This window comes from Halalkaliarchaeum sp. AArc-CO (assembly GCF_024972735.1).
GTDB lineage: Archaea > Halobacteriota > Halobacteria > Halobacteriales > Haloferacaceae > Halalkaliarchaeum.
Genome location: NZ_CP087723.1, coordinates 2,207,904 through 2,229,915, shown reverse-complemented (window position 1 = coordinate 2,229,915; position 22,012 = coordinate 2,207,904). Strand labels below are relative to the sequence as shown.

Genomic DNA, 22,012 nt, shown 5'->3' with positions numbered 1-22,012 from the left:
AGCCTCCGATATGGAACTGGGCGTCATCGGACTCGGACGCATGGGACAGATCGTCGTCGATCGGCTGCTGGACGCGGGACACGAGGTTGTTGCGTACGACGTTTCGCCGGAGGCGACCGCTGCGGCCGCGGAGCTGGGGGCGACTCCCGCCGACTCGGTCGCGGAGCTCTGTGATCGCCTCGCGGAGCCGAAACGGATCTGGCTGATGGTACCTGCGGGCGATCCGGTCGACGAAACGCTGGCGGAACTGGAGCCGCACCTTACCGACGAGGACGTCGTCGTCGACGGCGGCAACTCCCACTTCGAGGCGTCGGTCCGCCGCGCGCAGTCGACGGACGCGGCGTATCTCGACTGTGGTACCTCCGGTGGTCCGGCGGGTGCGGAGCTGGGGTTTTCGCTCATGGTCGGCGGTCCCGCGTGGGCCTACGAGGAACTCGTCCCGGCGTTCGACGCGGTCGCGACCGGTACCGAAGGACACAATCGCATGGGCGAGTCGGGATCCGGTCACTACGTGAAGATGGTCCACAACGGAGTCGAGTACGCGCTGATGCAGGCGTACGGCGAAGGATTCGAACTCCTCCAGGAAGGGCGATACGATCTGGATCTCGAGGCGGTCGCCCGGACCTGGAACAACGGCGCGGTGATCCGGTCGTGGCTGCTGGAGCTGTGCGAGGAGGCGTTTCGCGAGGAAGGGAGCGACCTGGGGGACGTCGCCGACCACGTCGCCGGCGGCTCGACGGGCACCTGGACGGTCCAGGAGTCGCTGGAACAGGAGGTGCCGCTGCCGCTGATCTACACCGCGCTTTCCGAGCGGTTCGGCTCCCGGGCGGACGCCCGGTTCTCCCGCCGCCTCGCAAACCGGCTGCGGTACGGCTTCGGCCGGCACGAGGTCGCACGGCGGGACGGTTAGCGGTCGTCGTCGGTTTCGCTCGCCGCCTCGAGGGTGTCCTGTGAGATGGTGTTCGGTAGCAGCTCGCCCAGCGTGTACTCGCTTTTCGGCTCCCCGTCGCCCTCGTCGCACAGCACCGAAAACGACTCGTCGCAAAACTCCGCGAGCGTCTGGCGACACATTCCACAGGGGGTGACCCCGTCCCGGGCGCTCGAGGCCACCGCGATCCTGTTGAAGTCGGTGTGGCCGTCGCTCACCGCGGCTGCGAGTGCGACCTCCTCGGCGTGGAGGCTGTTCGAGTAGTTCGCGTTCTCGATGTTGCAACCGGTGTACACCGCACCGTCTGTCGTTTCCAGCGCCGCGCCGACCCGGTACTCCGAATAGGGGACGTGTGCGTTCGCGAGCGCCTCCCGGGCGCGCTCGATCAGCGGTTCGGCGCCGGAGCCAGTTTCCTCCATGGCTCCGGTTCAGGCGAGGGGGCTTATAAGTCTCCGCGTCCGTGTTCGGGGCATGCGTCCGATCCCGCCGGGCTGGCTCGTTGCGCTTTTCCTCGTCGCGTTCGTTCTCGGGGGGGTCGGTGTCGTCGCCGGGGTCGGATCGGTCGATACGGGTGCGGGCGCTCACGGGCTTGCCCTGGAGAGCTCCCACGGAATCGCCGACGAGGGCGGCTTCGACGCCGTCGTCGACACCGCCCCGGACGACGGTGGTGCCGTCGTCGACGGGGACGAGGGGATAACGGCACCCGTCCGGTCGACGAACGACGACCTCGCGATGCGGACCGAACTCCGGCGGGTCGAACCCGCCGGGGAGTACGGCGCGACCACCCGCGTGACGATCCCGGACCGGGTGACCCGCCTGGAGGTGACGCTCCCCGAGGAGGCGACGTCGGTCGAGGCGAACGGCTTCGACACCGCAGGGGAGCGCACCCGTACCTACGAGTGGGACGGCTCGACCGAGGAGCCGCACCTGCAGTACCGGATGGAGGCAAACCGGACGAGCGAGCCGGGGCCGCTCGCCGGTGACGGGGAGTACCTCTTCGTCGACACCGGCGAGTGGGGGCTGGTTCGCGTGCCGAACCTTCGGGTCGGCTGGGGATGGCGCGGCGAAACTGTCCGGCTCAACCGGGAACACGCTGTCGACGGGGACGGTGCCGCAGGCGACGTCGTGGCGTATCTGGGCCCGTACGACGAGCACGTCCGAGAGGCTCACGGCCAGCGGTTCCGGCTCGTCGTTCCCGACGCCGCACAGCTGGAGGAGCCTCCCGAGGAGATCCTCGAGGTGTTCGCCGACAGCTCCGACGCTCTTCGGGTGGGTAGCCGCGACCCGTCGGTGTTCGTCGTCGCCGCGCCGACCGACGACGTCGCGTGGGCGGTGCGGGGGCTCCAGACCGGCCCGGCCGACATGTGGGTCCGGGACTTCGAACGCCTCGACGATCCGCAGAACGTCTGGGTCCACGAGTACGTCCACTCCAGGCAGGGGTACCGGACCGACGGGAGCACACGGTGGTTCACCGAAGCCTCGGCCACCTACTACGCCGCCCTGCTCACGCTCCAACGGGGTGACGTCGACTTCGACGACTTCCGGCGGGTCCTGGCCCGCGGCGAGCGCTCCCCCCAGGCGGAGTCCGTACTTTCAGAGCCCGCCACCTGGCGGAACAACGCCGACTACACCAAGGGTGCGCTGGTCGCGGGAGAGATCGATCGACAGATTCGGCTGTCGACCGACGGGGAGGCGACACTCGCAACTGTGTTCCGCGAGTTGAACGCGCGAGACGAGCCCGTCGACGGGGGAACGTTTCTGAGCCTCGTAAACGACGCAGGCGGCAGCACTGTCGCCGAAGAGGCCGGCCGGTACACGACGACGGAGGCAGTGCCAGCCGCCTGGGACCGGGAGGCCCACGACGGGGCGTTCGGACAGCTGCCTGCCAGAATCAGCTACTCGATCGCGGGCGAGGAGGCCGTCCGCGTCGCGGGCCCCTACCGCGACCGGCCGGTGGCCGGAGAACCCGTGGAACTCGTGACCGACGAGACGCTCGAGATCGCCGTCGAGATCGAAAACACCGGCGGCACCGCCGGCGAGTACGATCTCACGATGGTCGTCGACGGCAGGGTGGTCGACAGCCGCGACGGCAGGATCGGCGCCGGCGAGACCACGATCGAGCGGTTCGAACGGGAGTTCGGTGGCCCTGGAGAACACCAGATCAACGTCGGCGGGGAGCGACTCTCCGTGGTCGTTGGGGAACCGGCCGAGCCGACGGTCGTCGACGTCGGCGTTTCGCCGGCGGAACTCACACTCGGCGAGACGACGACCGTCACCGCGACCGTCCGCAACGACGGCAGAGTGCCCGCCCGAGGGACGTTCCCGGTCGCCGTCGACGGCGACGAGCGCGACCCCATGGAGGTGATCCTCGACGTCGACGGGAAGGAGACCCTCGAATGGACGATCCAGCCCGAACGCGACGGCGAGGTGACGGTTCAGGTCGGCGATCGCTCGCAAACGATCGTGGTTTCACCGTCGGCAACCCCGACGCAGACGCCGACCGAGCCTGCGACCCCGACTGACGCCGACGAAACCTCTGTCCGGACGCCCGGGTTCGGTCCGGCGACCGCGGTGGTTGCTCTCGTCGTGGCGCTGGTCGCTCTCCTCGCGCGACGTCGATGATCCGGGCGCTCCAGATCGGAGCCGAACGCTGATCGACGACGTCCAGGAAGACAGCATAGCTAAGGTCTTTCGTCGAGACGTTCCAGTATGGTTACTGAACCGACACGAGGGGCGCGGTTCCCGTGGCGCATTGCGGCGATCGTGGTCGGATTCGTCTTCGCGGTACTCCTCGTGGCCTTCGCCGTCGGGGCGATCGGTGCCGGAGTTACTCCTGTCGATTCGGGGGCGATCGACGGGGCTGTGGCCCAGACGGACTCGTCTCCCGGTAGCGACTGGCCGTCCGTGCGCGCCGATCCCGCGCTGACAGGCGCGAATCCGGGAGCGCCCGGCCCGGCAGCCGACGTCGGGCCGGCCTGGATCGTTCGGACCGGGGCGACAGGCGGCGGCCCCGCCGTTTCCGACGGCACGCTCTACACCGGCAATCGGCACGGTGACCTGATCGCGCTGGACGCCGAGTCGGGGAGCGTCCAGTGGCAGACCGAACTGGAGGGTGGCGTCTGGACGACGCCCGCGGTGACCGAAACCCACGTGCTCGCAGTTCACGGCGGGTGGGAGATGAAAGACACGCTGGTGGCCGTCGACAGGGAGACGGGGGCGATCGAGTGGGAGTACGAACTCGGCTTCGACGTGACGGAGTCGCCGACCGTAGCCGACGACGGCACCGTCGCAATCGCCGGGACCGACAACGGGGAACGGGTGATACTCGGCGTCGATCCGACGCCGGCGGATGGCGACTGGCCAGACCTGTGGCGGGTCACCCACGAGGGGCAGGCCGGTCTCCCGGTGGTGACCGACGACGCAGTCTACTCGCTGGGCGGGGAACAGCGGACCCACGAGGATCCGACGGTTTTACACGCGTTCGATCGTGAGACGGAGGAACTCCGCTGGACGCAGTCGGTCGATCGGTACACGCGTCACCTCCTTTTGGCCGACGCTACCCTGTACACGCACACGAGCGAGCACCTCTATGCAATCGACCCCGACTCCGGGGAGATCCGCGCGGAGTACGACGTCGACGTCCACTACGACACGCCGATGGCGTACGCCGACGGAACCCTGTACTACCCGACGAGCACGGGCTACGAGGAGCCGGCCGGCGTGGCGGCATTCGACACCGACGCCGGCGAGGTCGTCTGGACCGAGTGGAGCGTCGACGATCCGCGATCCCCGCCGACGGTCGGCAGCGAGCACGTGTACATCTCCGACAGCGACGCGATCTACGCGATCGATCGCGAGTCGGGTACCCTCGCGTGGCAGCACCGCCCCGGCGATCCGTACGGTGGCACCGACAACGAACTCGCTGTCGTCGGCGACACCGTCTACGCGACCCACATGGTCAGAACGACGCAGGCGCTTTCGGAGGGCGCCGACGCCAGGGAAGGCGGCGTCGTCGACTTGGTGCGATGGCTCAGGGACAACGCCGAACTCGGGATGACCAGCTTCGGTGCCGTCGGCGGCCTGCTCGGCGGCCTCGTCGCGGCCGGCCTCACGTGGGGGCTGATCCGGCTGGGCAACTACTCGCGGCTCCCGCCCACGATCTTTGCGGGAAAACTCCGCCGCCGGCCGATCGAGACGGTTACGGGACGGGACGCCGTGTTCGCTCACTTCCTTGCGGGCGTCGCGCTTTCGACCGTCTTCGGGGCGCTGTTTTTGGCCATCCAGCTCGGACTCCCCCGTCTGTTCGGCCCACTCGGTGGGGTTTCCGGGCCACTGCTCGTCGGGGCGTTGTTCCTCTGGCCGCCGGTGGTTGCGGCGCTTGCGATCGGCGGCCCGTGGGCGGTGATCGCCTATCGCTGGCTGCCGGCACACGAGACGGCGCTGGATCGCCCGGCAGACCGGATCAAACGCGAGTGGGCGATCGTCCACGTCGTCTTCGCGTTCGTCGCCGTCCCGATCTACGGGCTCGTGACGTTCCTGCTCGGTATGCTGGTGTTTTTCGTTTGAGCCCGCGTTTCGACGGCGCTGTCGGCCGTCTCACAGCTCGTACCGTTCGCCGTCGACGGCCAGCGGCTCCTCGAACGCCTCGTCTGCGGGGTAAAAGTGGGCGATGTGGACGAGTCGGAGCCTGTCGGCGTTCAGCTCCTCGGCCAGCTGGAGTGCGCCCTCTCGGGTCATGTGTTTGGTTCCGAAGGTCCTGGGGACCCCGTTGTCGTCGTGGTGGTTTCCGCCGATCGGATGATGGACACAGGAACTCGCCGGAACGATGGCGTCGGCAAGCAACAGGTCCGCTCCCGAAAGCGCCGCGCGACTCGCCTCGGGGATGTCGTAACTCGTGTCGCCGGTGATCGCGAGCACGGCCGGATCGTCGCCGTCCTCGACGGGCTCTTCGATCCGGAGCCCGTAACACAGAAGCGGGGGATGCGACACCGGAACCAGCGTGACGTCGAATCCCGCAGCCCGGAACGGTTCGCCGGGCGTCTCGTGGTGGACCTCGAGCCGCCTCGCGAGGTAGTCGTACCGCCGTTCGACGGTTTCTGCTACGCTTTCGCCCGTTTCGGGATCCGTCTCGTTTGCGGCGTGCACCGCCAGGTCGTCGATGGTCCGATAGACGTTGCCGAGTCCGTCGAGGTGATCGAAGTGGATGTGGGTGACGATCGCGGCGTCCGGGAGCGTCACCCCCTGACGGAGCATCTGCGTCCGGAAGTCGGGGCTGACGTCGACCAGCAGCGACTCGCCGGTTCGCTCGTTTTCGACGTGGACAGAAAACCTGGTTCTGGCCACGCCTCGCCGGCGGGCCTCGCTGCAGGTGTCACAGTCGCATCCGACCGTCGGCGTGCCGGTCGTGTCACCTGTTCCAAGCAGCGTGACGCGCATTAGTGCTGCGCCGGATCCTGTCGCTGTTCGGCCGACGACTTCGTATCGGACTCCCTCCCGTTCGACGTATCGTGATCGTGATCGTGGTCGTGATCGTGATCGTGGTCGTGATCGTGGTCGTGATCGTGGGTGTGGTTGTCGTCTCCGCCCCCGGAATCGCCGGAGCCACCGGTGATCGCGGCCCCCTCGCCCTCGATCATGTCCATATTCTTGAGGTTGTCGCGTTCCTCGAAGTCCTCGACGGCCGCGAGGACGTCATCCTGGGTCAGTTCGCGACGCCCCTCGACCAGCGCCTCGAGGACGGCCTCACGCATCACCATCCGGAGGTCGGAGCCGGTGAGTCCCTCCGTCCGGGTCGCCACTTCCTCGGGGTCGAAGCAGGCGATTTCCATCTGCCGGGTGATCACTTCGAGGATGTCCCGGCGCATCTCCTCGTCGGGGCGCGGGAAGTTGACGATCTCGTCGAACCGACGCCAGGCGGCGGCGTCAAGCTGGTCTGGATGGTTGGTGGCGCCGATCAAAAGCACCTCGTCGCGGATCAGCGACACCTCGTCGATGCTCTTGAGTAGGGTGTTCACGGCGCGTTTCAACGCGGCGTGTTCGTCGCTACGTCGGGTCTTCGCCACGGAGTCGAACTCGTCGATGAAGAGAATACACGGGGAGAGCCGCTTTGCGACCTCGAAGGTCTTCTCGACGTTTTTGGCGGTTTCGCCGAGGTACTGGGAGGTGATCATCGAGAGCTTGACCTCGACGAACGGCAGGCCGAGTTCGTGGGCCAGCGCCCGGGAAATCGTTGTCTTTCCGGTTCCGGGCGGGCCGACGAACAGCAGCTTGCCGATCTCTCGGAGGCCGATCGACGCCAGGTAGTCCCGGTGTTCGATCGCCTGTACCAGCTTCGCGATCTCGTCCTCCTGATCTTCGGTCAACACCAGGTCGTCGAGGGTGGTTTCGATTTCCTCGGGCGCTTTCACGGTGACGAGATCCAGCATCTCGGCGTCCTCCTCCTCGTCGAAGTACTCCTCGAGCAGTGAGTCGATCCACACCCGGTCGGCCTGGATCGGCCGGACGTTCTCCTGGGCCTCTTCGTGGGTAATCGCGGTGACGTCGGGGCCGACCTCCTCCGGGACACCATCCTCGAAGAACTTCTCGGCGGCGGAAGCGAGCGTCGGGTTCGTCCGGAGGCGCTCCGGGTCGGTCCGTTTGAGAAACCACTCGAGCGCCATCTCCGGCTGCGTGAGCTGTAGCTCGCCGGAGAACTCCTCGCGCCCAGTGAAAAGGAGATCCGATATCGCCTCCCAGGGACGTTCGACGCCGGTGGCGGTCGTCGTCGTCGACTCCGTGGGGCGGAGCGGTCGTTCGATCTCGCCGTCCGTCCAGAACACCTGGCGGAACCGCGGCGGTAGGTCGCTCTCCTCGAGTCGACGGTCCTCGGTGTAGCAGTGAGCCGTCAACACGAACTCGACCACGTCGAGAGCGGGGTCGTTCATCCTACCGAATTAAAAGGCCGAGTCGTTTAAGCGCGTCGAAGCCGGGCGGCCCGTCCGGCCGCACGGGGATGTAAATAAACAACTTGTTTGGGATTTCTCCGCGTTCCATCCGTCTTTAAGACCGTGAGGGACGACTCACCCGTACATGAGTGACGATACCACACCGGTCGTTACGGCGGCGTACCGAACCCCCCAGGGTCGGGAGGACGGGGTGTTTGCGGACACGCGCACGGAGGATCTGTCGGTCGCGCTGATCGATCACGTTCTCGAAGAGACGGGGCTGTCGGCCGACCAGATCGACGACCTGATGTGGGGAATCGCCCAGCAGCGGACGGAACAGGACAACAACGTCGCGCGCGTGATCGCGCTCCTCTCGGAGCTCGGGGAGGGGACTCCCGCGACGACGATCAACCGATGGTGTGCCTCCTCGATGCAGGCGATCGTCAGCGCGGGCGACGCGATCGCGGCGGGCAACCGCGACTGCGTGCTCGTCGGCGGCGCCGAGAACATGACGCGCGTTCCGATGGACGGTGACTCCTATCAGCATCTCCACCCGGAGCTGTCGAACAAATACAACGTGTTCCAGCTCCAGATGGGAATGACCGCCGAGAAAGTGGCCGAGGAGTACGGGGTGAGTCGCGAGGCGCAAGACGAATACGCTGTTCGCAGCCACCACCGCGCGGCGGAGGCGACCGAAACGGGACGATTCGACGACGAGATCGTCCCCGTCAAAACTGACGAGGGACTGATCGAGGAGGACGAGGGCATTCGTCCGGACACCGACGTCGAGACGATCTCGGGGCTGCCGCCGGCGTTTACGGGCGATGGAACCGTTACGGCGGCCAACTCCTCGCAGATTTCCGACGGCGCGGCGTCGCTTCTGGTGACCAGTCGCGCCTTCGCCGAAGACCAGGGCCTCGACGTACTCGCCGAGATCGGCACCAACGCCGTCGCCGGCGTCGATCCGACGGTGATGGGCATCGGCCCGGTGCCCGCAACCCGGAACCTGCTCGAGCGGGCGGGACGGGAGATCGACGACTACGATCTCGTCGAACTCAACGAGGCGTTCGCCTCCCAGTGTGAGTACTCCCGGCGCGAACTCGGAATCGACGAAGAGCGGTTCAACGTCAACGGCGGCGCGATCGCGATCGGCCACCCGCTGGGCGCCTCGGGCGCGCGACTCCCCGTGACGCTGATTCACGAGATGCTGAAACGCGACGCCGACCGGGGACTGGCGACGCTTTGTGTCGGCTTCGGGCAGGGTGCGGCGATCGAGTTCTCGCGATAGCCGCGTTCCGTCGGGCGATATCCGCCTTTAATTCGTCGATCGACGAAATATGACCCGACGATTCGTTGAATCGGCGCGACAACGGTAATGTTTTTCCACCCTGTCTGTGAATCTCTACGTCATGTCCGAGGAGTTACGACCGGGTCTGGAAGGCGTCCTCGTCGCGGAATCGGAGCTGAGCTACATCGACGGCGAGGCCGGAAAGCTCGTCTATCGGGGGTACGCGATCGAAGACCTCGCACGGGAGGCGAGCTACGAGGAGGTGTTGTATCTCCTGTGGCACGGTGAGTTACCCACCCCGGCACAGCTCGATCGGTTCTCCGAGGAGATGGCAACACAGCGCTCCCTCGCGCCGGGAACGATGGACGTGGTTCGTGAACTGGCCGACCAGGAGGAGGAGCCGATGGCGGCGCTGCGGACGATCACGTCGGCGCTTTCGGCAGCTGACGAAGACGCGGGCGAAGCGGAGGTCACCGACCTCGAAGCGAACGTCCGGAAAGGCAAGCGGATCACCGCAAAGATGCCGACGGCGCTCGCTGCGTTCAAACGGCTTCGGGACGGCGACGAGCCGGTCGAGCCCGATCCCGAACTGGACCACGCCGAGAACTTCCTGTACATGCTCAACGGCGAGGTGCCCGACGCGGTGCTTTCCGAGACGTTCGACATGGCGCTGGTGTTGCACGCGGATCACGGGCTCAACGCCTCGACGTTCTCGGCGATGGTGACCGCCTCCACGCTCGCCGACATCCACGCCGCGGTGACCTCGGCGATCGGGACGCTGTCTGGGAGCCTCCACGGCGGCGCCAACGCCAACGTGATGCGGATGTTGCAGGAGGTCGACGACTCCGAGATGGATCCGGTGGACTGGGTCGTGAACGCGCTCGACCGCGGCGAGCGCATCGCCGGCTTCGGTCACCGTGTGTACGACGTGAAGGATCCGCGGGCGAAGATACTGGGGGAGAAAAGCGAGGAACTCGGCGAGGCGGCCGGCGACACCAGGTGGTACGAGATGAGCGTCGCGATCGAGGATTTCATGGCCGAAGAGAAGGGGATCCCGCCGAACGTCGACTTCTACTCGGCGACCACGTACTACCAGATGGGGATCCCGATCGACCTGTTCACCCCCATCTTCGCGATCTCCCGGGTCGGCGGCTGGATCGCACACGTCCTCGAACAGTACGAGGACAACCGGTTGATCCGTCCGCGGGCCCGGTACGTCGGCGAACTCGAACGGTCGTACCCGCCGGTTGCGGAACGGTAGCCATCCGAAGCGGTAGCGGTCTGCAGTGGGGGCCTCCCGGAACACTCACCGGGAGCGTTCGGGCTTTCCGACCGCGCGGTTCAGGAACGCGAGCTGGTAGGCGACGGCCTCTTCGAAGTCTCCGGCCAGGACGCTGAAGTGGTCCGCCGGCGCGCGAACCACGGTCGCCCGGTCGAGTTCGTCGACGGCCGCGGTCATCCGGCCCGACGGGAGGATGCGATCGCTTTCGGGAACGAACACGAAGGCGTCGACGTCGACGTCCTCGAACCGCTCGACGGGACGGTACCGGACGAGATCCAGCAGACACCGCGCCGGCGTCGCGTTCTCCCACTCGGAGTTTCGGTCCACCAGATCCAGGTACGCCCGCCTCGTACCCAGTTCGGTGATCACGGCGAGTCGATCGGCGTCGCCGACGATCGGTACCTGTCTGGCACGGCCCGATCCTCGCGCTTCGGCACCGGTCCCCCCGGGGAGCCGTCGACGGAGCCGATCGCGAACGCCGGCGAGTGCGTCACGCGCACCGGAGACCGTCGCGCGGGCGACGTACCCGGCCGGCCGGGTTCGAAGGAAGACACGTCCGTCGGTGTACGGGGCGATCGCCACGACTGCCCGGACGTCGCCCCTATCGGCAGCGGTGACCAGCGCGTGGCCGCCGGAAAGCGAGTGGCCCCAGACGGCGATCCGGCCGGCGTCCACCCCGTCGATCCGGCGAACCCGGTCGATCGCGGCGTCGTAGTCGGCCAGTTGTTTCGACGGCGACACCAGCCGCCGCGGATGGCCGTCGCTTTCCCCGTGGTGGCGGTAGTCGAACAGGAACGCGGCGTAGCCCGCCTCCGCGAACCGCTCGGCGACTGCGGGGTAGCCGAACGACCGTTCGGCACCCAACCCGGGCGCCATGACGACGACCGGCGCGGTATCGGTGCGGTCGGGGAGGTACAACGACCCTCGAGCTCGGGTTCCGTCGCTGTCGAACCCGACCTTCCGGACCGCGTACCGCTCGCGGGCCGGCCGGCGGAGCGATCGCTGACTCCGGTTGATCGGTCGTCGCCTGGTCATGGCTCTCCTCGGTCGTCTGGTTCGCGTTCACCACGGTTCTGTCCTGACGAGTCGGGATAGGTGATCGTCTCGACGACCAGCGTAGAAAACTCGACTTCGGAACACTCCCCGTCCGAGACGTCTTCGATCCATTCGGGTTCTGCATGCCAGTACGCCAGCACGTCGTCGGCCGACCGCACGACGGTCGCGTCGATCCGAGTCGGCTCCCATCGTTCGTTCTCGTACAGGTCGATGAAGGTGCTGCAGATCCGACCGACCTCCCCGCGGTCGACTTCCCTTCCCGGGAACGCCGTCATGTAGGTGAGATCGACGGGTTCGCCAGCCTCGATGGATTCGACGTGTATCCCGTTGCTCCGGAGTTCCGCCTCGATTCCCTGGATGTCGGTCATACTACACACACCGTCCGGCCGCGGTAAATCCCTACCGGCGGTGCGCCCAGGAACCACTACTGCTTTGTCGCACGGACTACAGGATCCGGTATGGATCTTCGCGGCCACCGGCGGCCGGAGCCGGAGCCGGAGTCGCTCCCCCGCTGGCTCGCGCCGTTGCCCGACAGGCTCGAGTCGCTCGCGCTCGAATGGGTGTGGGTCATCGTCGGGATCAACCTCCTGGGCACCGCGTTCGGCTTCTGGTACTACCGGGCTCAGCTTTCCTACACGCCGGTCGTCGGGTGGCCGTTCGTCCCGGATAGCCCGCTCGCGACGCTTTTCATCGCGTTGGCGCTCGCGCTGTGGGCGCTCGACCGTCGCAACGAGTACCTCAACGCGCTGGCGTTTTACGGCAACATCAAACTCGGGCTGTGGACCCCGTGGGTGCTCGCGGTGTTTGCCGACCAGTTCCTCGAAATCAACCCGATCCCGATGTACGCGTTCCTGTTCGTGAGCCACCTCGGGATGGTCGCACAGGCGTTTCTCATCCATCGAATTTCGGAGTTTCCGACGAAGGCGGTCGGGGTCGCGCTGGCGTGGTACACCCTGGATCTCACCGTCGATTACTTCTATCCAGTTTTCGGCGGGTTCACCCACACGTGGTATCCCGCGGCTCCCAACGAACCGTATCTCGGCACGACCGCGTTCTTCGTGGCTGCCTGGGCGGCGGTGATTCTCACCGTGGTGCCGACGTTCCTGGCGCTTTCGACGCGGGCGAAGAAACTCCAGGCCCGGACCGACGGCGGGGGGTCCGACATCCCGCGGCTGTGAGATCGGCGGCCGTCTGTCGGCTGACGGGCACGCAATCCTTTTGCCCCCCGCTCCGGAAGCCATCCCATGGCCGAGGACCCAACGACGGGACCGGATCCGGAGCCGACCGGCGCGGATCCCGATCCAACTGAACGGGAATCAGTGGCCGAATCTGAAGCGGAACCGACCGGCGATGTAGAGACGGAAACCGAGACGGACGCCGACGACGGGGGCGATGGCGATGGGGCGTCGATCCCGGCCGACGTCCGTCGGTACGAGCGCTTCAAGAAGATGGACGGCGCCCAGTACGAGCGGGTAAACGAGTTCCTCCGGGATCGGACGTACGTCACCGCCCGCGAGTGGGCGATCGCCAGGCTGTGTGCCGACTTCAGGACGGAAACCGGCGTCGAGATGACCAAGATCGGGGAGAACCTCCCGGAACTGGTGCCGTTCATGACCGACACCTACACCCCGCAGGCGGTCAACCAGGCGCGGTCCTCCTTCGAGGACAAGGTGACGAAGGCGGGGGCGACGTTCCTCTACGGCGCGATGTCCGGGTTTTTCACTGCGGAGGAACTCGACGACCTGATGTACGAGGTGACGGAGGTCGCGAAGTTCCTCCTCGAAGTCGAGGGCGTCGACCTCGCAGTCGAGGACGAACTCGACACCGAGGAGCGCATCTCGGAGGTGATGCGGGAGGTCCGACAGTCGAGCGCCGAACTCCGCGCGAGCGAAGTCGAGTGTCCCAACTGCGGACACGTCCACGAACCGCGGGAGTGATCGAGGGGGTGACTGGCCCATGGTCGCAACCGACGACACCGACACCGACACCGACGACACCGACACCGACACCGACGACACCGACACCGACACCGACGACACTGTTCTGATTCCAGGGGGGCGCGACGTCCGGGGAACGCTCGATATGGCTGTCGGTGTCGATCGGGCGGACGACGTCGTCGTCGCCTGCCCGCCTCACCCCCAGTTCGGGGGGACGCGACGCGACAGCCGCCTACTCGCGGTCGGCGAGGCGCTCGCGGACCGGGGGATCGACTGCCTCCGGATCGACTACGGCGACTGGGACGAAGGATACGGCGAGACGACGGATGCGGACAACGCGATCGGCTGGGCGCTCGAACGGTACGAACGGGTCGGGCTGTTCGGCTTCTCCTTCGGCGGGACGGTCGCCCTCGTCACAGCAGCTGCCCGACCGTGTCTGGTCGCGGTCTCGGCGCTCGCGCCCGCCGCCCGGGTCAACGCCGACGTCGACGCCGTCGAGGCGATCGACAGGATCGACTCGCCGATCCAGGTCGTCTACGGCACTCGCGACTCGGTGGCCGACTGGGAGCCGGTCGTCGAACGGGCTCGCAAGCGCGCCGACGCTGGCCACGACGTCGCCGTCGCCGAATTTTCGGCCGATCACCTGTTCGTCGGGCAGTACGACCGGGTCGCCGAGCGCGTCGGGGAGTTCATGGCGGCGCGGATGTAACGATTGTGGATTTGCTATCGTCACATGTGGTTTATAACCGCGCCAAACCCTCTGGAGAGCCCAGCGACACCGGCTTCAAAAACCCGCAGACCGCGGTCCGGCTGTCGTCGACGCCCGAGACGAGCGGTCGAATCGCTGAATCGGCTGAGAACACACGGCCCTCAGCGACGGCTCACGGTGTAACGATAATCGAACGAAAACTGAACTCGAACGGCCCCCGCGATCTCACCGCTTAAAAAGGCGCTTGCGGGCCTTCGTCGTCGGCGTCGTCGCCGCTTTCTTCGTCCGGGAACGAGGGGCTCATTCCGCCCATGCCGCCGCCCCCGTTGAGGCCGGTGTCCGCGTGAACTTCCTCGATTTCGGGAATCTCCTTGACCATCCGGGACTTGATCGCCTGGATCGTCATCGGGGAGATGCCACAGCCGGAACAGGCGCCGCCCAGCTGGACGTGGACCTCGCCCGTTTCGGTATCGAGGTGGCTGATCGCGGCACTGCCCCCGTGCATCTGGATCTGCGGGAAGTTCCGGCGCAGGAAGTTCGTGATCTCCTCGCGAAGCTCGCTTTCCGCATCCGCCGAGTCGGTGCTCATGGGCCGAGGTTAGCGATGTACGGGCTAAAGCCTTTGGTTGGTCCGATTGCTACTTCGATGTTCTTTATAAAACGCCGGGGATTCTCCGGCGAGAGCTGCCCCCCAGCGTGGCCGCATTCCGGCTCCGGAACGTCCGGTCAGTCGGGACGGTCGACGCCGAAGACCCTGTGCAGGTGTGCTTCGATCTCCTCGACGTATCGGTCCAGAATCGGTTCGACCCGATCCTCCTCGACGATGACGCCAACCCCTTCGATCCGGTCGAGGGGGTCATCCGGGAGTTCGACGACGAACTTTCCCTCGCGGTAGAACGGTTCCGACTCGTTGAGGACCGCCTGGTCGATCGCGTGGATCAACTCGGAGTCGTACTCGTCGTTCATCGTCTCGAAGGCGTTCTTGTACGCGCGTTGGAGTTCGGGGAAGTAGTTCGCGTACTTGTCCTCGAACTGCTCGGGATCGAAGTCGGCCATGCATCACCGTTTTACCCGACGGGAATAACGGTTACGCGACGGCGCGCAGGTATACACCTTATATTGCGATATAAAATATACCCCACCGTGGGGATCGCGTTCCTGTGGCCCACCCGGCTCGTTCGGACGACCAGTCGCTAATTGCTTTGAGTCGACTCCTCCGCGGCCGACCACTGCGTTGAAAACAAGAAAACCGCCGACCGTCGAACGCGACTAGAAGTTCTCGGTGGCGCTCGTGGTTTCACCTTCTTCGTCGGTCACGACGAGCCGAACCTCGTCTGCGTCCCCGCGCGTACGCACTTCGTGTTCGCCGCTGGCACTGGAACCGCTGACGGTGCTCGTCTCTTCGGCAACGACAGAGCCGCCCTCGAGGAGTTCCGTGGTAACGGACTCGAGGTTACCGTCGTCGTCGGACACTTCCCACACCGATTCGGCACGGGACCAGGGACCGGTCGTCCGGGTGCTGACGTCCCAGCTGTCGATTACCGGCGCAGTGTTTTCTGTTTCTTCTTCATCCTCGGTAACGAAAGTCAGTACGTCGCCTTCGTCGCTACCCCCTGCCGTCTCCGCGATTGCGCGGAACTCGTATTCGGTGCCAGACGCGAGGTCCTCCACTGTCGCGTCGAAGGTTCCCGTCGACGAGAGTGTTCCAGCGTCGGCCGTGTTCGCGAGGTCGCCGCCGGTCTCGCCGTACTCGAAGCCGACGTCCGCTTCGTCGGCGTTTTCGAGTTCGGTCACTTCGCCGTTCAGCGTCGCCGACGTCTCACCGACGTCGGTCGCTTCGTTTGTAACGACCGAGACGATCTCCTCGTCGCCGTCATCGTCGTCATCGTCATCTTCGTCCGCGTCGACGGCGTCGGCAACGTTCAGTCGACCGGCACCCTGCTCGTTATCGTCGAGTCCGATGTCGTCGGCCGCTTGCTTCAGTTCGGCCCGCACCGCCTCCCGGTCGGTCGTCCCGTCGGCGATCACGGTGGCGGCTGCCCCCGAAACGTGCGGACACGCCATCGACGTGCCGTCGAACTCCGCGTAGTCGTCCCGTGGCACCGTCGAGAGCACGCCGACGCCTGGCGCGGCGAGTTCGACCTCGGGACCTGTCGAGGAGAAGCTGGCCAGGTCGTCGTTCTCGTCGGTCGCCGATACCGCAATGACCTCCTCGTGTCGCGCCGGGAAGCCAACACAGTCGGTACATTCGCCGTCGTTGCCGGCTGCCGCCACCAGCACGACGTTCCGCTCGACGGCGTAGTCGATCGCGTCCGAGACCACGTCAGAATCGGAGTCCGCCCCGAGGCTCATGCTCTGGACCTCGTGACCCTGGTCGGCCGACCACTCGATCCCGGCGGCGATGTCGTCGAAGCTCCCGCTGCCCTCACAGTCTAACACCTTCACTGCGTGGAGCGTTGCGTCAGGAGCTACCCCGAGCACACCCTCTCCGTTGTCCGCCGCGGCGGCGGTCCCGGCACAGTGGGAGCCGTGGTCGTTGTCGTCGTCCCATTCCTCGAGACATTCGTCGATGTCGTTGCCGCCGAAGGGACCGCCTCCACAGTCGGTGGTACACGCAGCGTCGTCGGTTGCCCAGCCCTCGCCGAGGTTCTCCTCCAGCGTCTCGTGCTGGGCATCGATCCCGGTGTCGAGGATCGCGATCGACACCCCGTCGCCGGTGTTGCCGCCGTCGATGGCGACGTCGGCGTCGGTGATCTCGATCCCGTACGGCGTCGTCTGGTCGAACGCGTACATCTCGCCGTTCTCCTCGACGTACCGGACGTTCCGATCCGCCGCCAGCCCGTCCACGGCCTCGCGTGGCACCGTCACTGTCAGCGCCCCGAAGGAGAACTCCCGTTTTACCGAGGTGGCCGCCTCCAGGGCGGCCCGTCGACCGCGTGCGTTCGCGAAGCCGACGTTCACTTCGACGCGGTCGGCGGCGGTTGCAGTTCCTGTGAGCCCCGCCGCCCCCACGGCGCCGCCCGTGTATTTCAGTACCGTTCGCCTTGAGATGCCCTCTCGTGACATGCGACGGATTGTAGTGTTACTCGGTCGACTTAAGCTTATCTGCGTAACTGTGAGCAAAAAACACCCCCGTCCACGTCTCGGACAGCCCCGGTGTCGCTGTTCGAGAACGCGTGCTGTGCGTCTGACGCAAGAACTATTGTTGCTTCCACGTGTGTGTACCCTATGGGCATCATGAGCAAGATCCTCGGGGCCGGTGGAAGCCACAGCACCGAGGACTACGTCGAACTGGACGTCGACGACGCGGAGGCAGCGGTCACCGAAAGCAACATGGCGGTCCACATCGCCGAGATCAGCGATCAAAGCGACGTCATCCCGATCAAGGACGCCGTCTACGACGGTGACTTCGTAATCGCTGACATCACCCGCCACTCGACGAGCGACAGGACGATCGAACACATCATCGACGAGCTGCGGCAGGTCGCCCGCGAGGTGGACGGCGACATCGTCCAGAAGGGCGACGATCAGCTCATTTTGACGCCGACGGGCGTGTCGATCTCCCGCGAGAAACTGTAGGTCGACGATCGGCGTTCGTCCCCGATTACTCTTCGAACTCCGTCAGTTCCGGGTCTGCCGCTTCGAGATCGGTCGGTCGCTCGTTTGAATTCTCTCCGTCCGCGCCGGTCTCGTTTCTCGTTTCCAGATACACCGTCCGGTAGCGCCACAGCTTGCGCAACAGAATCCCGCCGAAGAAACCCTGATAGAGCAACACGAACAGGGCGAACGCACCGAGGAACGGCAGGCCGGTCCCGGCCTGGATAACCGTCGTGCCGGCGCCCGCGGTCGCGTTGTACGTCGCGTGGATCAGCGCCGCGATCAACAGCCCCTTGATGACGATCGGCCCCCGGTTCCGTGGGTTGAACTTCGCGAGCCCGAGGTAGTAGCCGGCGTACGCCGAGTAGATGACGTGCCCCGGTCCCGCGAGCGCGCGGATCCCGACGATCCCCTCGCCGGCGCCGACGAGCCCCACGACACCAGCGCCGATCGTGAGCTCCCCGATGTCGACGTTCCTGGCGATGTACAGCGAGTTTTCGATGGTGGCGAACCCCAGCCCCGCGACCGCGCCGTACACCGCCCCGTCGATGACGGCGTCGAACCGGCGGTCGGTGTAGGCGTACAGTCGGACCGCGAGCAGTTTGACGGTCTCCTCGACCGGCCCGACCACCAGATAGAAGAACAGGAGCAGTCCGATCCCGCCGAGCGGGAGGAGCAGTCCGGCGGCGAGCCCGTTGACGACGGCGGCAAACGTCGCGGTCAACACCGAAAGCAGGAACGTCGCGACAAGAAGAGACAGCGGTTCGTTCGTCGTCACGTCCGAGTACCAGACGTAGCCGGTCAGCGCAAGCGCCGGGATCGCCGAAAGCAGCGTCAAGAACGCGATCGGCGGCTCAGAGAGGACCCCGAGTGCACCGATCGAGAGCAGGATCAGCGCTGCGAGCAACACCACGACCAGCTTCGCGGCCCGGACGAACAGCCAGTGGAGCGCCACCGCCAGCCCGTCGAGGGAGGTCCGCTCTTCCCAGGTGGCGACGTCGTACAGGTCACGATCGTCGTCATCGTCGACCGCCGACTGGATTGGGTCCGACCGCGAGCTCATCGTTTCGTCAACGGGCGCCGCCGGTTAAGCTCTGTTGGCGGTTGGATCGCCGCTCCCGGCTGCGCTACGGGACGAACATCGCAAGCACGTTAAGTTCGAGCAGTCCGAACGGGGGGTAATGAGTCGGCCAGTCACTGTCACCTGTCGTTCCTTCTCACGGACCGGACTCTCGAGCAGATCGCCTCGCGCTGTGACGATCGTCCCATGAAGGAGTACATCGACGTCCGGGGGGCCGAAGAGCACAACCTGAAGGACCTCGACGTCTCCATCCCCCGCGAGCAGTTCAACGTCGTCACCGGGCTGTCGGGGTCGGGGAAGTCGTCGCTCGCGTTCGAGACCGTCTACGCCGAGGGTCAGCGCCGGTATATCGAGTCGCTGTCGGCGTACGCCCGGAACTTCCTCGGCCAGATGGACAAACCCCAGGTCGAGGCGGTCGAGGGGCTTTCGCCGGCGATCTCGATCGACCAGAAGAACGCCGCCAACAACCCCAGATCGACGGTCGGCACCGTCACCGAACTGCACGACTACCTGCGGCTGTTGTACGCCCGCGTCGGGACGCCGTACTGCCCCGAATGTGGCAGGGAAGTCGGCGAGCAGTCCGCCCAGCAGATGGTCCGGCGAATCATGGCACTGCCCGAAGACACGCGGGCAAAGATCGCCGCGCCGGTGGTCCGCGACCAGAAGGGGGCCTTCGAGGACCTGTTCGACGAGCTCGTCTCGGAGGGATACACCCGGGTGGAGGTCGACGGGGAGTCGTACGATCTCTCCTTCGACTGGCCCGAACTCGACGAGAACTACGATCACACGATCGACGTGATCGTCGACCGGATCGTGATCCGGGGAGACGAACGCTCGCGAATCACCGACTCCGTCGAGACCGCACTCGAGGAGGCGCAGGGAGTGGTGAAGCTGATCGTCCCCGACCCGCCGGAGGGTGCCGGCGAGCAGCTCGGCGGCTCCGTCGCCCGGGCGACCGGGGACCTCTCGGGGCCGGATGACGCCGCCGCCACGGGCGAGGACGGGTCGTCCGCCGCCGATGGGGACGACGAGAGCGACCGACTCGTCGTCGAATTCTCCGAGGAGCTCGCGTGTACCCACTGCGGGATCGACTTCTCGGAGATCGAAACGCGGTCCTTCTCGTTCAACTCCCCGCACGGCGCCTGCCCGGAGTGTGACGGCATCGGCGAAACGAAGGAGATCGACGAGGATCTGGTTGTCCGGGACACCTCGAACCCCATCAAAGACGTCTTCGAGGCGTGGAGCTACAGCCGGTCGTACTACCGGACCCGGATCGACGCGGTCGCGGAGCACTTCGGCGTGAGCGTCGACGCCCCGTTCGAGGAACTACCCGATGAGGTGCAACGCCAGTTCCTCTACGGCACCGACGACCAGGTCGTCTTCCGTCGGGAGACCAAAAACGGCGTCCGCCGGAAGGAGAAACGGTTCGAGGGGGTGCTCCCGAACCTCGAACGGCGATACGTCGAGACCGAATCCGAACGCACTCGCGAACACATAGAGGAGTACATGGCGGTGACGACCTGCCCCGCCTGTGAAGGAACGCGGCTCAACCCCCAGTCCCGGTCGGTACTGGTCGCCGACACCTCGATCACCGAGGTCAACCGGATGAGCATCGGCGACGCTCTCGACCACTTCGAGGGAATGGAAGACGAATTGACCGACCGCGAACGCACAATCGCCGAGGAGATCTTAAAGGAGATCCGGGCCCGGCTGGGGTTCATGGAGGAAGTCGGCCTGGAGTATCTCACGCTCGATCGGGAGGCCTCCACCCTCTCGGGCGGTGAGAGCCAGCGGATACGCCTTGCCACCCAGGTCGGCTCGGGGCTCGTCGGCGTGTTGTACGTCCTCGACGAGCCGTCGATCGGACTCCACCAGCGGGACAACGACCGCCTGTTGAACACTCTCGAGGGGCTTCGCGACCTCGGCAACACGCTGCTCGTGGTGGAACACGACGAGGAGACGATGCGCCGGGCGGATTCGATCATCGACATGGGCCCCGGGCCCGGAAAGCGGGGCGGCGAGGTCGTCGTGCAGGGGGACTTCGACGACGTCGTCGACTGCGAGGAGTCGATCACCGGCGATTACCTCGCCGGTCGCAAGGAGATTCCAGTCCCCAACGAACGACGGGAGCGGGACGGCGAACTCGTCGTCCGAGGCGCCCGCCAGCACAACCTGTCGGACCTCGACGTCGAGATCCCGATCGGCCAGTTCACCGCAGTGACCGGGGTTTCCGGCTCCGGAAAGTCGACGCTGGTCCACGAGGTTCTTTATAAAGGACTGGTTCGGCGGATGAACGACACCGACGTCAACCCGGGCGAACACGACGCGATCGACGCCCTCGAGGAGATCGAGACCGTCCGTCTCATCGACCAGTCGCCGATCGGCCGGACCCCACGGTCGAACCCCGCCACCTACACCGGCGTCTTCGATCACATCCGGGAGCTGTTCGCCGAAACGAAGCTCTCCAAACAGCGCGGCTACGAGAAGGGCCGGTTCTCGTTCAACGTGAAAGGCGGGCGGTGCGAGGAGTGTGGCGGCCAGGGCACCGTCAAGATCGAGATGAACTTCCTGTCGGACGTGTACGTCCCCTGCGAGGAGTGTGACGGCGCCCGATACAACGACGAGACTCTGGATGTGACTTATAAGAAAGCGACGATCGCCGACGTCCTCGAGATGAGCGTCGCGGAGGCGTACGACTTCTTCGAGGGTCACACCGGAATCCGTCGCCGGCTGAAGCTGCTGAAGGACGTGGGACTCGGCTACATGCAACTGGGCCAGCCCTCGACGACCCTCTCCGGCGGGGAGGCCCAGCGGGTCAAACTCGCCGAGGAGTTGGGCAAGAAGGACAGCGGCGACACGCTCTACCTGCTGGACGAGCCGACGACCGGGCTCCACAAGGAGGACGAACGGAAGCTGATCGACGTGCTCCACCGGCTCACCGACGACGGCAACAGCGTGGTGGTGATCGAACACGAACTCGACCTCGTGAAGAACGCCGACCACGTGATCGACCTCGGGCCGGAGGGGGGCGAGGGCGGCGGTGAGGTCGTCGCGACCGGCACACCCGAGGATATCGCCGAAATCGAAGCGTCGTACACCGGCCGCTATCTCCGTGATTACCTCCCTGAGGTCGACGCCGAGGGACCCAGAAGCGACCGGCGGAAGCCGGCGAAGGCGACCGGCGACGACTGAAAAGCGGTTCGACGATTCG

At 66.0% G+C, this 22,012-nt stretch carries 19 protein-coding genes; 10 read left to right on the top strand and 9 right to left on the bottom strand.

Annotated elements, in window-relative coordinates; all coding sequences use genetic code 11:
• The first annotated feature begins 10 nt into the window (after positions 1–10).
• Entirely contained in the window at positions 11–910 is a 900-nt protein-coding gene (gene gnd / locus AArcCO_RS11775; protein WP_259533696.1) for a phosphogluconate dehydrogenase (NAD(+)-dependent, decarboxylating), read from the top strand.
• Here gnd and cdd read toward each other — a convergent pair.
• A complete protein-coding gene (gene cdd, locus AArcCO_RS11770) occupies positions 907–1,347 on the bottom strand; it encodes a cytidine deaminase (protein ID WP_259533695.1) in 441 nt (146 codons plus the stop codon). The genes gnd and cdd overlap by 4 nt on opposite strands.
• A 52-nt stretch (positions 1,348–1,399) precedes the next feature.
• Between cdd and AArcCO_RS11765 the strand changes: the two genes are divergently transcribed.
• A complete protein-coding gene (locus AArcCO_RS11765; protein WP_259533694.1) occupies positions 1,400–3,550 on the top strand; it encodes a M61 metallopeptidase family protein in 2,151 nt (716 codons plus the stop codon).
• Between the two features lie 87 nt (positions 3,551–3,637).
• Positions 3,638–5,494, top strand: coding sequence for a PQQ-like beta-propeller repeat protein (locus AArcCO_RS11760; protein ID WP_259533692.1), 1,857 nt, complete (start codon positions 3,638–3,640; stop codon positions 5,492–5,494).
• A gap of 30 nt (positions 5,495–5,524) precedes the next feature.
• Here AArcCO_RS11760 and AArcCO_RS11755 read toward each other — a convergent pair whose 3' ends face one another.
• The gene (locus tag AArcCO_RS11755; protein WP_259533691.1) at positions 5,525–6,364 is read right to left on the bottom strand and encodes an MBL fold metallo-hydrolase; all 840 of its coding nucleotides are present in this window, start codon (positions 6,362–6,364) and stop codon (positions 5,525–5,527) included.
• Positions 6,364–7,851 carry an ATP-binding protein gene (locus AArcCO_RS11750; RefSeq protein ID WP_259533689.1) on the bottom strand — a complete coding sequence of 496 codons (1,488 nt, stop codon included), beginning with the start codon at positions 7,849–7,851 and terminating at the stop codon, positions 6,364–6,366. Before AArcCO_RS11750 ends, AArcCO_RS11755 begins: the two co-directional genes overlap by 1 nt.
• A gap of 145 nt (positions 7,852–7,996) precedes the next feature.
• Between AArcCO_RS11750 and AArcCO_RS11745 the strand changes: the two genes are divergently transcribed.
• Positions 7,997–9,139, top strand: coding sequence for a thiolase family protein (locus tag AArcCO_RS11745; protein ID WP_259533688.1), 1,143 nt, complete (start codon positions 7,997–7,999; stop codon positions 9,137–9,139).
• A gap of 121 nt (positions 9,140–9,260) precedes the next feature.
• Positions 9,261–10,400: a citrate synthase gene (gene citZ, locus AArcCO_RS11740; RefSeq protein WP_259533687.1), complete on the top strand. Its 1,140-nt coding sequence runs from the start codon at positions 9,261–9,263 to the stop codon at positions 10,398–10,400.
• A 45-nt stretch (positions 10,401–10,445) separates the two neighbouring features.
• On the opposite strand, the gene AArcCO_RS11735 is transcribed toward citZ, so the two are convergent.
• Together AArcCO_RS11735 and AArcCO_RS11730 are read right to left on the bottom strand one after the other, a co-directional pair.
• Positions 10,446–11,456 carry an alpha/beta hydrolase gene (locus AArcCO_RS11735; RefSeq protein WP_259533681.1) on the bottom strand — a complete coding sequence of 337 codons (1,011 nt, stop codon included), beginning with the start codon at positions 11,454–11,456 and terminating at the stop codon, positions 10,446–10,448.
• Complete coding sequence (locus tag AArcCO_RS11730; RefSeq protein ID WP_259533680.1) at positions 11,453–11,845, bottom strand: DUF8159 domain-containing protein; 393 nt, start codon at positions 11,843–11,845, stop codon at positions 11,453–11,455. Before AArcCO_RS11730 ends, AArcCO_RS11735 begins: the two co-directional genes overlap by 4 nt.
• Positions 11,846–11,935: 90 nt before the next feature.
• Between AArcCO_RS11730 and AArcCO_RS11725 the strand changes: the two genes are divergently transcribed.
• From AArcCO_RS11725 to AArcCO_RS11715, 3 genes are all read left to right on the top strand, one after another.
• Positions 11,936–12,655 (top strand): DUF1405 domain-containing protein, encoded by a 720-nt coding sequence (locus AArcCO_RS11725; protein ID WP_259533679.1) that lies wholly within the window; start codon positions 11,936–11,938, stop codon positions 12,653–12,655.
• Between the two features lie 66 nt (positions 12,656–12,721).
• On the top strand, positions 12,722–13,414 hold the full coding sequence (locus AArcCO_RS11720) for a DUF5806 family protein (RefSeq protein WP_259533678.1): 693 nt from the start codon (positions 12,722–12,724) through the stop codon (positions 13,412–13,414).
• A gap of 145 nt (positions 13,415–13,559) precedes the next feature.
• Positions 13,560–14,123, top strand: a complete 564-nt coding sequence (locus tag AArcCO_RS11715; RefSeq protein ID WP_259536432.1) for a dienelactone hydrolase family protein — start codon at positions 13,560–13,562, stop codon at positions 14,121–14,123.
• A gap of 232 nt (positions 14,124–14,355) precedes the next feature.
• Here the strand turns inward: AArcCO_RS11715 and AArcCO_RS11710 are convergent, their stop codons facing one another.
• From AArcCO_RS11710 to AArcCO_RS11700, 3 genes are all read right to left on the bottom strand, one after another.
• On the bottom strand, positions 14,356–14,712 hold the full coding sequence (locus AArcCO_RS11710; RefSeq protein WP_259533677.1) for a NifU family protein: 357 nt from the start codon (positions 14,710–14,712) through the stop codon (positions 14,356–14,358).
• Positions 14,713–14,849: 137 nt separating this feature from the next.
• Entirely contained in the window at positions 14,850–15,179 is a 330-nt protein-coding gene (locus tag AArcCO_RS11705) for a DUF5783 family protein (protein ID WP_259533676.1), read from the bottom strand.
• A 213-nt stretch (positions 15,180–15,392) separates the two neighbouring features.
• A complete protein-coding gene (locus tag AArcCO_RS11700; protein ID WP_259533675.1) occupies positions 15,393–17,189 on the bottom strand; it encodes a S8 family serine peptidase in 1,797 nt (598 codons plus the stop codon).
• Positions 17,190–17,351: 162 nt separating this feature from the next.
• On the opposite strand from AArcCO_RS11700, the gene sepF reads away from it, so the two are divergent.
• Positions 17,352–17,702 (top strand): cell division protein SepF, encoded by a 351-nt coding sequence (gene sepF / locus AArcCO_RS11695; protein ID WP_259533674.1) that lies wholly within the window; start codon positions 17,352–17,354, stop codon positions 17,700–17,702.
• A 25-nt stretch (positions 17,703–17,727) separates the two neighbouring features.
• Here the strand turns inward: sepF and AArcCO_RS11690 are convergent, their stop codons facing one another.
• Entirely contained in the window at positions 17,728–18,783 is a 1,056-nt protein-coding gene (locus tag AArcCO_RS11690) for a PrsW family intramembrane metalloprotease (RefSeq protein WP_259533673.1), read from the bottom strand.
• 204 nt (positions 18,784–18,987) lie between these two features.
• Between AArcCO_RS11690 and uvrA the strand changes: the two genes are divergently transcribed.
• Positions 18,988–21,993, top strand: a complete 3,006-nt coding sequence (gene uvrA, locus AArcCO_RS11685) for an excinuclease ABC subunit UvrA (RefSeq protein WP_259533672.1) — start codon at positions 18,988–18,990, stop codon at positions 21,991–21,993.
• Positions 21,994–22,012: the final 19 nt, after the last annotated feature.

Coding starts and splice junctions, on each gene's coding strand:
- AArcCO_RS11765 (WP_259533694.1), top strand. CDS start 1,400: ATGCGTCCGATCCCGCCGGGCTGGCTCGTTGCGCTTTTCCTCGTCGCG.
- uvrA (WP_259533672.1), top strand. CDS start 18,988: ATGAAGGAGTACATCGACGTCCGGGGGGCCGAAGAGCACAACCTGAAG.
- AArcCO_RS11700 (WP_259533675.1), bottom strand. CDS start 17,189: ATGTCACGAGAGGGCATCTCAAGGCGAACGGTACTGAAATACACGGGC.
- AArcCO_RS11725 (WP_259533679.1), top strand. CDS start 11,936: ATGGATCTTCGCGGCCACCGGCGGCCGGAGCCGGAGCCGGAGTCGCTC.
- citZ (WP_259533687.1), top strand. CDS start 9,261: ATGTCCGAGGAGTTACGACCGGGTCTGGAAGGCGTCCTCGTCGCGGAA.
- AArcCO_RS11760 (WP_259533692.1), top strand. CDS start 3,638: ATGGTTACTGAACCGACACGAGGGGCGCGGTTCCCGTGGCGCATTGCG.
- AArcCO_RS11720 (WP_259533678.1), top strand. CDS start 12,722: ATGGCCGAGGACCCAACGACGGGACCGGATCCGGAGCCGACCGGCGCG.
- AArcCO_RS11750 (WP_259533689.1), bottom strand. CDS start 7,851: ATGAACGACCCCGCTCTCGACGTGGTCGAGTTCGTGTTGACGGCTCAC.
- AArcCO_RS11730 (WP_259533680.1), bottom strand. CDS start 11,845: ATGACCGACATCCAGGGAATCGAGGCGGAACTCCGGAGCAACGGGATA.
- AArcCO_RS11735 (WP_259533681.1), bottom strand. CDS start 11,456: ATGACCAGGCGACGACCGATCAACCGGAGTCAGCGATCGCTCCGCCGG.
- AArcCO_RS11745 (WP_259533688.1), top strand. CDS start 7,997: ATGAGTGACGATACCACACCGGTCGTTACGGCGGCGTACCGAACCCCC.
- AArcCO_RS11755 (WP_259533691.1), bottom strand. CDS start 6,364: ATGCGCGTCACGCTGCTTGGAACAGGTGACACGACCGGCACGCCGACG.
- AArcCO_RS11710 (WP_259533677.1), bottom strand. CDS start 14,712: ATGAGCACCGACTCGGCGGATGCGGAAAGCGAGCTTCGCGAGGAGATC.
- AArcCO_RS11715 (WP_259536432.1), top strand. CDS start 13,560: ATGGCTGTCGGTGTCGATCGGGCGGACGACGTCGTCGTCGCCTGCCCG.
- AArcCO_RS11690 (WP_259533673.1), bottom strand. CDS start 18,783: ATGAGCTCGCGGTCGGACCCAATCCAGTCGGCGGTCGACGATGACGAC.
- sepF (WP_259533674.1), top strand. CDS start 17,352: ATGGGCATCATGAGCAAGATCCTCGGGGCCGGTGGAAGCCACAGCACC.
- cdd (WP_259533695.1), bottom strand. CDS start 1,347: ATGGAGGAAACTGGCTCCGGCGCCGAACCGCTGATCGAGCGCGCCCGG.
- AArcCO_RS11705 (WP_259533676.1), bottom strand. CDS start 15,179: ATGGCCGACTTCGATCCCGAGCAGTTCGAGGACAAGTACGCGAACTAC.
- gnd (WP_259533696.1), top strand. CDS start 11: ATGGAACTGGGCGTCATCGGACTCGGACGCATGGGACAGATCGTCGTC.